Below are 13,159 nucleotides of genomic sequence, written 5' to 3'. Positions count from 1 at the left end.
CTAAATAGCGCCTTTTACAGGTCGCGTTTGCATCTTTGGTATACCAAGCGTATTCTGATTTTGCAAAGAGGAGCGATGCATGACCCCACCCGTTTACGACACAGTGATCCGCAATGGCGTTCTTGGAGATTCACTAGGGCACGCCGAGGGTGATATTGCCATTGTGAATGGGCGCATTGCAGCAACCGGCCTCAACTTACCCAAAGGAAACACGGAAATCGACGCCCGGGGGCGCATTGTCTTGCCTGGTGGCGTGGATACCCACTGCCATATCGAACAGATGTCCGGAGCCGGCGTGATGAATGCCGACACCTTCGAAACAGCAACCCGGTCGGCTCTCCATGGCGGCACAACAACCACAGTGTCCTTTGCCGCACAGCACCCGGGCATGCGCATTCGCGATGTCTTGGCCGACTACAGCAAACTTGCCGCTGCTGGCGCAATGACGGATTACGCCTTTCACATGATTGTTGCGGACACGTCCGGCGAGAACGTTAGCGATCTGAAGACAGCCATCGCTCACGGGCATCGGTCTATCAAGATCTTCACCACCTATGACAAGGTCCGCCTTCAGGATAGCGAAATCCTGACCACATTGCGCACTGCAAAGGATGCGGGCGCGCTGGTGTGTGTGCATGCGGAAAACGACGCCATGATCCGGGATGCCACAGTCACCCTCCTGGCGGAAGGCAAGACCGCGCCGCGATACCACGCCCAGTCTCACCCGCGGCTTGCGGAAATCGAGGCAATCGAGCGCATGTGCCGGTTCTCGGAATTCACCGGCGCGCGGGTGATGATTTTCCACATCTCAACACAAGAAGGTGTCGAAATCGTCCGCAAGGCAAAAGCACGCGGTGCCAACATCCACGCAGAAACCTGCACGCATTACCTCTTTCAAACGGAAGAGATTCTTGATCGGCCGGACAGCGCAAAATTCCTCTGCAGCCCGCCGCAAAGACAGAAAGAAGATCAGGACGCCCTTTGGGCCGCACTCGGCCAAGAACTCGAGCTCGTGACCTCCGATCACGCCCCTTACCGGATGGATGAAAATGGAAAGTTCCGGCACGGGCCGGATGCTCCTTTCCCCAAAATCGCAAACGGCCAGCCGGGATTGGAACTTCGTTTGCCTCTCTTGTTCGACGCCATGGTCTCAAACGGCCGGGGTGGTTTGGCCAGGTTTGTCGAACTCACTGCGGCAGCGCCCGCGAGGGTTTTTGGTCTCAAAACTAAAGGCTCGCTTGGCATCGGCAAAGACGCTGATCTTGTTATTTGGGACGCGGAAAGGAAGCACAAACTCCCCGACGCGCTTCATGACAACGTTGGCTACAACCCCTTTGCCGGCGAGGTTCTCAAGGGATATCCAGAGACAGTCTTACGACGTGGCGAAATCGTGGTTCAAAATGGTGAAATCCTTACACAGCCTGGTACCGGCCGCCATCTCGATATGACTGCCGATGGATGACGATTATCCTGCGACAAGCCAACACTGGCCGCCTGTATCACGTTCAAGTGCGATCGTAAGGTCAACCGATCCGAAGACACCTTATGGCGTCCTCAAAGCACCGGCCAGTTCAGACCCGGATCAACTTCATCTGACGGCCTTCCATCCAGACCTTTTAAGTCATTATTTTATAAATATATTTTTACAATAACGGACTGAAGATACACCATTCGGTAAGGCCAGACCGGATACCACCTTATAGCATCAACATCTGCTTTAGCTCCGACAGGAAAATGGAAATGATATTTATTGAGAAGCCCCGCTTGCGTCGGTTTTTGGCGTCAACCTGCCTTGCTGCGACAATGCTGGCGGCACCCGGTTCAGCCCAGGCATGCACCAGCTTCGTGCTGCAATCCGGGGATGGATCGCCAATTTACGGCCGCACGATGGAATTCGGCGTCGAAACGAAATCAGGCGTTTCACTCATTCCTGCTGGTTACGCCTACACGGCCGCCACCGGCGCAACCTCTCCGATGAGCTGGACCGCAAAACACAATGTGATCGCCATGAGTGCCTTCGACGACCCGGAATTGGTTTCGGATGGTATGAATGATGCCGGTCTTGCCGGCGGCATTCTCTATTTCCCCGGGTATGCGGACTACGCTGAAAGCTCAGCGGAAACAGCAAAGACTGAAATTGCCCCCGGCGACTTTTTGTATTGGGCACTTTCCAACTTCCAGACCGTGGCGGAAGTAAAGCAGGCGATTGCAGCAGGTGAAGTAACCGTAATCGGCGTCAAGCTGGAGGCGCTGGGTGCAGTCCCGCCGTTCCATTATACGCTGCATGACAAAAACGGGAATTCCATTGTCGTTGAGCCAGTTGAAGGTGAGCTGAAGGTTTTCGACAATCCGACCGGCATCATGACCAACTCGCCGGGCTTCGAATGGCACATCACCAATCTGCGCAACTATGTGAACCTTTCCCCGGTCAATAAGGACAGCGCGGAAGCGTTGGAGGAAACAGTCAATTCCTTCGGTCAAGGCTCCGGCTGGCTCGGTCTACCAGGGGACCCCACACCACCTTCGCGGTTTATCCGCGCGGCCAGCTTCGTTGCCAGCGTCAAGACCGGAGAAACCGCTGACGACGCACTCCGGGCAACAAAACATGTTCTGAACAATTTCGACATTCCTGCCGGATGGATCCAGCCCGGCGCGGCCCAACAAGGCGGAGAAGACAGCGCGGACGACTACACCCAATGGTCCGTTATGGCAGACATCAAGAACGGCTCCTACTACGTCAGGTCCCATGATGCGATGGCTTTTAGTTCGGTGAGTTTTGAAGACTTTGACGCGGGCAACAAAGAGATTATTTCATACAAACTCCCGGAACGGCCTCCATTCGTGCCTTTGAAAGATCTCCAGAACTAGAGCCTGTCGCGTGTAATTGAGTTCAGAACGTTTCAGGTTTCGCGTTCTAGGCGCTACCGAGAGGCAGCGAAACCTGAATCCGTCTAAACGCGACTTGCTATAGTCACCTCGCGACCAAATGCGAAGGCCGGGCAAACGCCCGGCCTTCTTTTTTGAACATGCTCGACAGTTAAAAACGATAACTTAGCTTCGCCTGCCCGCCCCAAGCCTGACGGCTTTCCGATAGGGCTGTTGCTGCGAGCACCGAAAAGGTAAATCGCTCACCCATTTCTGCATTGAAACCGGCTTCAAACTCAAGCTGCGTTTGATCGCCCCCAGCAACCAGGTTCAGTCCGGACAACGCTGACCCTCCATCAACCAGCTCTGTGCTCATGGCAATACCGTTATCAGAAAACTGGTGTGTCAGCCCGGCACGAACAAACGCAATGGCCGGAGCTCCTGACAAGTCGAACGCCCGACCAACTTCCAACATAGGCCGGACATAGACAGCCGTATGTTCAATATCGCCTACTTTCCAGTTCAGCGGTCCTTCGCCGGACTCCGAGAAGCCATCCTGCCAGATCTGGGTGACACCGACCGAGGCACTCGGCTTGATATAGGTATTAAAAGCCTGAAACACTCCGGCGATCCGGGCTTCAACGGACGCAAACCGCCCATCAACATCGCTTGTTGCCTGGTGCGTTGTGGATGTCGTGGAATAGGTCCGCTGATGGTCATAGGTATAGATCCCTCCAGACGCAGTTCCGGACAACTCCAGATTTCCGACTTCTCGCTTCAGAGCGACACCGGCACTAACCTGATGACCTTCCTTAGCAAAGGTTGTTCCGTTGACCCAGGCCTGTTCATATTGTCCGACTGCTTCCAAAAAGACATGATCGGCAATTTCCCGCTGTGCACCGACAGCAAACCCGGCCACGGATTCGTTGTAGGCTGAGGACGTGTCAGAACGGTCCTGATTAATGAAACCACCAATCGCCTTACCCCAGAAACACTCCTGCTGACGATAGAAGCGGTTCGGGTCAGACGGATCGAGCTCCGGGCAGCTGCGCAGCAGATTTTGAACCGAATATGATGCTTGCAGCGCCCGTGTTGCGCCAACACCTGCTTCGTCGAGCATGTGTTCTTCGTAGATGGTCTGAAGCTCGTCCGAACTGGCAGCATTTAGGATCCGGCGGCCCAAGTTCGAGACAGCCTGGCCGGTATCGGTCGGCAAAGCCGATCCATGGTGTGCCTGCATTGCCCGATTGAAGAACGAGCCATAACGGGCAGCGTTATCGCTAATCGTGGCACCGGATTTGGCACCCGAGTAGTCGACTTCGTAGTCAATCGACAATTTGTTTTCATCGCTCCAGTTGAGCGTGTAGGCCATGGCCGTCCCGGAAGGAGCGGACAGCCCGCTTTTGTCGATACTTCCCTTGCCAGTATACTGGATGACATCGATGAAGGAGCCTTTCTCTCCACTGGCAAAGTCCGGATTGTTGATGAAATTCTGCCGAACTGTGCCGTCCAGAGATACGTTTTTAATATCCAGAACCAGCTTTCCGTTCGCCGCGTTGTCGCCGGTTTGCGCATCAAACAGGATCGTCCCACTTTTATATTGCTGAAAACTCCCCGAGGATTTGAGCGTGATTGTACTCAAGTCGTCCGTCCAGCCCGGCTTGATCGTTCCCGAGTTTGCAAAAAGGCTGTTGGAAGCCGTCCCGAGATCCGAGTTTCCGAGATAAAACTTGCCGCCCGCCTCGACAGTCACCTCGGTCTGTGCTGCCCCTCCCAGCCTCAGGCGGCCGTACATCGTACCATAGTTCTGAATGCGAAGACCGCTCTGACCGTCGCTCTCTACTACGAAAGCGGGACTATAGATCTCGCCGTGGTTGGTCAGAAGGTTAGAATGCGCAATTGCGCCGGAACTATCTGTCGTTGTCCGGCCGGAAAGGAAAGCAATCGCTGCATAGTCGTCTTCAGAACCAACTTTCTGGACCTTGCCGCCAGCATCCACCGTTACGGAAGAAACACCGCCGCTGGAAGATGAACTCGTGCCGGCTTCATCAGCCTGAACCAGGATTGCGCGGCCGTTTTTGCCCTTGGCCTCGACCAGTCCGGACACAGTGACAGAGACACCGTCCGAAAGGCTCTCACGGCCTGCAACGCTCTGCGCAAAGATACCGTGGGATCCCTCTCCGGTAACGCTTACCGTCCCTTTGACACTCACGTCGACACGGCCGCCCGAACCGGTTCCCCCCTCGCTGCCAATACGTCCTTGTCCAACGGAGACTGTCAACTCACCTGCACTACCTCCGCCGCCGCCGACAGAATGGGCAAAAATGCCATGAGCCGCTGCACCGGACGTCGTAATCGAACCGTCAGACGTAATCGTGATGGCACCTCCATTGCCGCCCTTACCGCCATCCGCATCACCAAATGCTTGGGCGCCAAGGGTTTGCGGCAGATTTCCTATTTCTTTTACGATGGAGCTTTCGATTTCGCCCGCGTCGCCACCACCGCCGCCGACGGATTGAGCAAAGATACCGAGCGCACCATCACCACTGGTGTTGATCTTCCCAGAATTTGCAATTGTGATGGTGCCGCCGTCTCCGCCGCCGCTTGCTTTCCCGGCCACCGTGATTGACGTAAGCAGTCCTTGGGAACCGTCGCCACCGCTTCCACCGCCGCCGCCAACAGACTGTGCGTAAATCGCGGTGGCGGACTTTCCGGTTGTCGTCAGCGTTCCGGCATTGGTTACGCTAACATCACCGCCGCTCCCGTTTGCGCCTTCGCTGCCGCCGACATCAACGGTGAAGCCTTCAAGGAAAAGCTCATGCCATTCCTTCTTGTAAATCTTCTCAAATTCCTCAGCGACTTCCTTGACGGTGCTGACTTTTTCAACTGTGTCATAGACGTCGGCCAGCCAACCCTCCAGACCCGGCTCACCGCTGCCACCATGTCCTCCACCGCCGCCGACAGATTGCGCGAAGATGCCATAGGACGTGTCGCCGGACGTTTTGATCGAATGGTTGTTGGTAACGGTGACATCGTCCCCATCGCCACCTGCGCCGCCGCTGCCGCCGAGGTTCACGTCGAGACTGAAACCCTTGTTTTCCGGAAGTTCTCCTCCGTCAGGCTTTTTGGTGTAGCCGAAGAAATATGATCCGGCACCGCCACCGTAGCCACCGCCGCCACCGACTGATTGTGCGAAGATGCCATAGGAAGTGTCATTTTGCGTGTTGATGGAGCCATCGTTGACGACAGTAACCTTGCCGGCGTCCATTGAGCTGCCGCCGCTGCCGCCAACACGGGTATTAAATTCAGCTTTGGTGTAATTTTCTCCACTCAAAACAAAGTTGCCGACAAAACCGATACCGGAGCCGCCGTCTCCGCCGTTTCCGCCGATGGAATGGGCAAAAATGCCGTGGGCATCACCTCCGGTGGTCGAGAGTGATCCTTTATTCGTCACGGAGATGTCGCCACCATTGGCACCATTTCCGCCACTGCCCCCGACCGATACGGTTGCTGTCATACCTTCCGGTGATCCAGCATTGACGGATGCCAGGTAACTGTTGGAGCCGCTGCCGCCATTGCCGCCGATCGCTTGAGCGTAGATTGCAGATGACTTGTGACCGGAGGTTGTGACAGAGCTCGAGTTGGTTACGTCACTTTCCCCCGAAGAGCCCCCTCCGCCCCCGCTGCCGCCAACATCCACGCTCATGTTGACCGTTCCCGAGAAGGAGACATCCAGGTTTCCGGAATACACAACCCCTCCGGTCCCTCCGCTGCCGCCAACGGAAAGAGCGGAAATGCCGTCCGATTTGAATCCAGCCGTGTCGATTTTTCCAGTGTTGTCTACGCTGGCCTTTCCAGCGTTGCCGCCTGCACCGCCATCACCACCGATTGTAAAGCCGATATTGATGTCCGGAACATCGGGTGGCGCAACTGACAAATCACCGCTGACGGCAAGACCACCCGTTCCGCCGTGCCCGCCGAGGCTCATCACAGCGATACCCGGCGCGGCATTTCCTTTTGTACTGATTTGTCCCTGGTTTTGAGCAGTAGCGGTTCCACCGGTGCCACCATCCCCGCCGGTACCGCCGACACTCGCACTTCCGTTTACCACGCTGAGGGATCCAGAATACACGGACCCTCCAGCGCCGCCGCTCCCGCCTACGCTGAGTGCCAGAATGCCTACAGCCTTGTCGCCGGTCGTGGTGATTTGCGAACCGGTCTTGGTTGTCACAGTAACTGTACCGCCGGTGCCGCCGGCCCCACCGTCCCCGGCAGTGTCCCCGCCAAGATTTAGCGCAGAGATCTTACCACTTGCAGAGGTTCCGGAAACTCCCCCCCCGCCGCCGACCGAGGTTGCAAGAATACCGTACCCGAGACCGCCTGCCGTATTGATAACCCCATTGTTGGTAACGGAAACCGTGCCGCCGGTCCCGCCTGCGCCACCCGGACCGGCGGTCATATTCGAGATTGAAACGGCATCTACGCCAGCAATCACCGAATTGCCTGATTTTCCGCCGCCTTTTGCTGAACTGACCGCCAAAATACCTGCTGCTTGATGACCTTTTGTTGTTAACGTACCGTTTGAGGTCAGGGTCACGTCACCGCCTTTTCCGGCGTCCCCGCCAGACGCTCCATGACTTGTGGTGAAGGCAAGATCTACACCCACAGATGTGTTGACCACATTGCTGCTGTGACCGCCGCCCCCACCAACGGACACGGCAACAATCGCATCTGCGTCCGCGCCGGAGGTGGTGATGTCATTGTTTAAGGTGACAGAGATTTCGCCACCGTCCCCGCCGCTACCTCCGCTTGCACCGAGCGTATGGGAAAAGCTCAAACCGATCGTCGTATCCGAATAGTTTCCCGCCGAACCGCCACCGCGCCCGGTGCTCACGAGCAGGACACCTGGAGCCGCATGTCCCGACGTTGTGACTTTACCCGCTAGGTTTCCGGAAATAGTTCCGCCGTTGTTGCCGGCACCTCCGCCGCCGCCTTTAGACATTCCAAGATCGAAGTTAATCCCGGGGTTACGCTGGTCGCTGGCCGCCGCGCCGACGAGGTTAAAAGTCGTCGAGCTGCCACTTCGGCCGCCGCCGCCACCGACGGTAACAACGGCATAGCCCGCTGCCGTGTTGCCAGTTGTTGAGATGGTGTCCTTACCGGAACCGGAAAGGGTTATGTCGCCACCGGCTCCACCGTCGCCTCCCTTACCCCCCATAGCATGGGTATCAAATAGCGTGACAGCATGAGTGCTACCGCCATGACCGCCGCCGCCTCCCACCGAAATCAGTGCAACACCATCGGCATTGGCCCCATTGGTCGTCACAGTGAGCCCGCCATTTTTGGATGCGTAGCTGATTTTCCCACCGGACCCACCATCGCCGCCAGAGCCACCGTGCGCAATGATACCTGAAGGACTGTGAGACACACCGCCGCCACCGCCAATACTGGCTGCGATTACGCCAAGCGCACTGTCTTTCTTCGTGGTAACGGTGGCGCCATCGAACGCAACAGTCACGCTTTCGCCGTTACCGCCCGCGCCTCCGTCACCGCCGTGCGTCGTAATCCCTTTCGCGCTGCCGCCGGCCCCACCGCCACCGCCAACGCTCAAAGCTGCCAAGCCAATAGATGCAACACCGTGCGTTTCGAGCCCGGAACCAGTCAGGGTAACAGACACATCGCCAGCCTGACCACCAGCGCCACCAGTTCCACCGAGGGCCGTAATGCCGGACGCGTCGCCCCCAGCTCCACCGCCGCCGCCAACGCTATGTGCGTTCACTGCGATGGCATAGTCACCCTTTGTTGTCACTTGGCTCCCGTTAATAAGCGTCAGCTCAATGGCACCTCCCGCGCCTCCGCTGCCGCCACTGGCGCCGTAGCTGGAAAGACCGCTGCTAGCTGGAGCGTTGGGTGCAAAACCACCCACACTATGAGCAAGGATCCCAACGGCCCCCTCATCGTCGGTCGTCGCTGAGAACCCAGAAAAGGTTCCAGAAACGTCTCCGCCTTCACCTGGGTCCCCAGGGTTGCCAGGGTGACTTACGCCGCGGCCCTCAGACCCCGCGTCCCCGCTGGCGCCACCAGCCGATTGCAAGACAACGGCATGAAACTCTTTCCCAGTTGTGGTCACTGTTCCGGAAAGTCTGGCGGTTACCTTGCCGCCGTCGCCACCTCCGGCACCGTCACCGGGGTGGGAACCGCCGCCTGTCCCCCTTCCACCATCGCCTCCACTGCCCGCACGGGATGTCAGCACAATGCCATGGGCATTGGACGCATTTATCTTGTTGTTGGTGGAATTCGCAGTAAGGGTGATAGCGCCGCCATCCCCTCCACTACCGCCATATCCGCCATATCCGCCGGTCGCGCCGCGTCCGTCGCCTTCACCGCCTTTGCCACCATTGCCGCCGGCGGAGACGATATAAATTCCAGCTGGCGCAGTCGCCCCGTCGCTGATCGCGGAAGTGAAATACGTGTCATCCTCGAGGGTGACAGTTATCGCGCCACCGTCCCCACCTTCACCTCCGTAGCCACCATATCCGTCATTGAAGCCACCTTCACTGTGGCCTTCACCACCATTGCCGCCCGCGCCACCAAACGATTGAAGATAAAGAACCGCGTCGCTACCAGCGGAAATGGCAGCGCCCTTTCCATTCTGAAGAGAACCGGATGCCGTGACGTCTATGGTTCCGGCTTTTCCGCCATCGCCGCCATAGCCACCGCGATGAGTGTGAGCACCAGCACCGGAATGATCTTCGCCATTTTGTCCGTTGGCCCCGGTCGACTGATGTTGAATTCCACCGTCGCTGCTCAGAAGATTGAAGCCGTCGCCTAAGGACAGAGTCGTGGACTGATTCAAAGCGTCGTAGCCGCTGCCGCCCTTTCCATAGGTGTGGCTGCCACTCCCACGGTCAGGCGCTTTAAAATCATCGTCGTAACCGTGAACCCCGGATTTGGATTCAACGTCGATGTACATCTTACCAGATGTTTCACCGGACATATCCGACGTCAGTTTTTCGACAACAACATGGACCGTGTTTCCGCCAATCGAAATAGGCTGGACGTCACCAGAACAAGTCAGTGTGGAGCCGTCTGAACTGCAACTCGCGTATGCTGGAGCCATCGATGTCGACGATAAAAGCAAGACAAGAAACGGGAGAGAAGTGTTTGTCGACGAGTGCTTAAAACAGTTCATGAAACGTCTTCCAATATCTAAAACAAATCCGGGAAACAAAAAACAACCGGAGCAAGCGCCAGGGAACAAATGACGCCTTTCCAAATTGCGCAACCTACGAATACAAACGCCGCAGACGGCCACCAAAGTGGCCCATCAATCGTTAACTTTGTGTATCAAAGTGGCCTGCTTCGGGCCTTCGCTTCCGCTTAAAAAAGCCTCAAGCACTCATGACGTTAGGGAAATTTGGGGGACTAAAACAAAGACCCTGAGATCTCCGGCCGTCATTCATCTTTCGTTCGCCAAGCCGAGTATTGTCTGGTTTCGATAGACATACCGCCGATTGCCCGATTTTCTTCTTGAAGATAGTAATCCATCTTGATCAGCGTTTTCGTCAAACGTGGATCTCATGATCTATAAGGCGGCGTGTGGCAGCCATGAAATCGAGTACTGTGATCGGCCGGGTTCTAAGCCTTTGTTAAATAAATTTGGTCGATAGTCCGGACAAGACTTTCCCTTGGCCGAAACGGGCAACCTCATGATTTCTATCGTCAAGCGTCTGGCACTTGGGCTGCCTGCGGGTTCTATCGCTTTGATTGCGGCAGCTTTCGTTACGATGACGACGCCTCTTGCAGTTGCTCAAGACACTCGGTCCCCGCTCGCGGTTTCGGCGCCATCGCCGCTCAGCCCCGCCGACAATGCAAGTCCGCGCGCCTCCTTTTACAATTTTCTGCAGAACACCGACGCTTTGATTGCGCTGTGGCGGGCACAAGCACCTGTTCGAGAGCAAAAACTCTACCTCCGGGCAGCCGTTGAAAGTTTTGACTTCGAAACCACACCTTACGCTCCCTCGACCTCAGAACAGATCGAGCGGATATTGCTTGCGCGCGAAATCATAGCCAGAACCCCTCTCCCAGACCCTGACAGCATCCCGGACTTTGCGGAGGTGCAAGCGACAGGCCTCACCAGCTGGACCGTACCCGGAACCGACCTGCGCATGGCGCGGACAGCGAACGGGCGAGATATTGGCGATTTCAAGTTTGACCCGATCACGATTGAAGAGTTGGAACTCGACTACCGGCGCGCCCGGGATCTTCCCCGGCTTGATGGAGCAGAAGATGCCTATCAGCTTTACATGGCTCGGGAAGAGAAATTCGGTATCACGGAAGACATCATTGCAACACGGTTGCGCGGTGTCCGCACAACCAGTCCTCGCGATACGCTTGAAGCATTCATGTTCAACATGAACGCGGCCTATGAAACCGCTGTCAGGGCGGAGGCCGCACTTGATGCCATTCCGCCTGAAATCAGCATCAAGGATGCCCTTGCTCAACAGATGATCGCCGATGATCATCTCTTTCAGGCCGTTGATGTTTTTGACTTATCACAGATCCCAAGCGTCATTCGCCGGGACAGCGGTGTAGAATCGGCGTTTTTGCTGAAAGAAATATTGGACCGAATGCCGCTGCCCCGTCTTGACGCCGTGCCGGACGCGGCTGATCTCGCGGGACTAGAGCCTGGCGAAGCCTACCGCTGGCGCTTGCCCGGAACGCGGATTGAAATTGAGCGCATGCAGTCTGGACCAAATGCCGGCAATTTCCTGTTCGACAGCAACTCCGTTTCCATTCTTCTAGCGAGCTATCAAGCCCTTAAGGACCTCCCTTACCGGAGTGAAACCGCCCTGAACCTCTCGGACTTCCGGTCGGCGAAAGTGACACCCGGGTTCTATGAGTTCTACATATCGACGCCGGGTTACTTGGTGCCCAGCACCCATACGCTTGGTCAGCTTGTTGAACTGCTTCCAGCCTGGAGCTTGGTGCTCATTTCCGGCCAGACCCTATGGCAATGGTTGGGTTTGTTCCTGACATTGGCCGTCCTTGCCGGGACATGCTGGGTGACCTTCAAAGCTGTCGACAGGGTGACGTTCGGTCATGAGAACCCATTTTTTGCCTGGTTCTCGATCTCTGCTCCACTCCTTGCCGCGTTTTATGTTCGCGTGGCGACGGATTTCGTGGACAACGATATCAACTTCACTGGAGCGGAACTTGGCTACCTTCTTTTCGGTTCCGGCTTTCTTGAGCTTGCTCTTTATGTTTGGGCGGTTTGGCGGCTCTTTAACGCGATCGGCAGCACCATTCTAGCCTCGTCGTTCATGTCTGGCCGTGGCTTTGACGCCAGCCTGGTCCGCCTCCTCTCCGGCATCCTGGCTGTCATCGCGAGTGTTGCCGTCGCAGCCTATGGGCTGGAGCGGCTTGGCGTTGACATCGTACCGCTGCTTGCGGGCCTTGGTGTTGGTGGTCTGGCGGTGGCACTGGCGATCCGTCCCACCCTGGAAAACCTGATCGGCGGCCTCATTCTGTTCAGCGACAAACCGGTGCGCGTCGGCGATTTTTGTACCTTTGGTGATATGAGCGGCACCGTGGAGGATGTGGGCATTCGCTCAACGCAAATCCGCGCCAGCGACAGGACACTGATATCCGTACCAAATGCAAAGTTTGTCGATATGGAAATCATCAATTGGGCACGCTGCGACAAGATGCTGATCAGCGGCGTCATCGGTCTGCGCTACGAAACAAGTGAAGATCAGCTGCGCTTCGTCCTTGTGAAGGTCCGGGAAATGCTTCACGCGCACCCGAAAATTGATGGCGAAACGATCCGGGTCCGTTTCACGGACTATGGCCCGTCGTCTCTCGACATTGCGATGCGGGTGTATGCCTACACCCGCGACTGGAACGAGTTTTATGCCATCAAAGAAGACGTATTTCTCCGGATCAAAGAAATTGTCGAAGGTTCTGGCACTGGTTTCGCTTTCCCATCGCAAACACTTTACATGGCGAAGGACGATGGCCTGAACGAGGAACTGACCTCCAAGGTGGATGCAGAGGTTGCCGGCTGGCGAGATGAGGGCAGACTGCCGTTCCCTCGGCTGTCTCCTGAGCGTGTAAGCGCGTTGCGGGACACACTCGATTACCCACCTGCCGGGTCTTCAGAGTGGGCCCAAGCCCGAGCCAAAGCCGGTCAGGCTGCGGAACCTCTTTCAACCCCCGTCAACAACATGGAAAAAGCAAAAACCACTTGACCTGAGTTAAGCGCGTCTCAGGCCGCGCGCATCTGAGTGTTGGT

4 protein-coding genes are annotated in these 13,159 nt (G+C 56.5%); 3 read left to right on the top strand and 1 reads right to left on the bottom strand.

Annotation, left to right across the window (positions count from 1 at the left end):
- The first annotated feature begins 79 nt into the window (after positions 1–79).
- Together hydA and ACQY4Z_RS17025 are read left to right on the top strand one after the other, a co-directional pair.
- Positions 80–1,462 (top strand): dihydropyrimidinase, encoded by a 1,383-nt coding sequence (gene hydA / locus ACQY4Z_RS17030; RefSeq protein WP_428523206.1) that lies wholly within the window; start codon positions 80–82, stop codon positions 1,460–1,462.
- Positions 1,463–1,740: 278 nt separating this feature from the next.
- On the top strand, positions 1,741–2,868 hold the full coding sequence (locus ACQY4Z_RS17025) for a linear amide C-N hydrolase (RefSeq protein ID WP_428523204.1): 1,128 nt from the start codon (positions 1,741–1,743) through the stop codon (positions 2,866–2,868).
- Positions 2,869–3,037: 169 nt separating this feature from the next.
- Here ACQY4Z_RS17025 and ACQY4Z_RS17020 read toward each other — a convergent pair whose 3' ends face one another.
- A complete protein-coding gene (locus ACQY4Z_RS17020) occupies positions 3,038–9,985 on the bottom strand; it encodes a hypothetical protein (RefSeq protein ID WP_428523202.1) in 6,948 nt (2,315 codons plus the stop codon).
- A 589-nt stretch (positions 9,986–10,574) separates the two neighbouring features.
- Here ACQY4Z_RS17020 and ACQY4Z_RS17015 point away from each other — a divergent pair.
- A complete protein-coding gene (locus ACQY4Z_RS17015; protein WP_428523200.1) occupies positions 10,575–13,115 on the top strand; it encodes a mechanosensitive ion channel family protein in 2,541 nt (846 codons plus the stop codon).
- The last annotated feature ends 44 nt before the right edge of the window (positions 13,116–13,159 follow it).

The organism is Roseibium sp. (assembly GCF_965276855.1).
Classification (GTDB): domain Bacteria; phylum Pseudomonadota; class Alphaproteobacteria; order Rhizobiales; family Stappiaceae; genus Roseibium.
The sequence above is the reverse complement of the archived record's forward strand: the minus strand, read 5'-3'. Positions and strand labels throughout refer to the sequence as shown.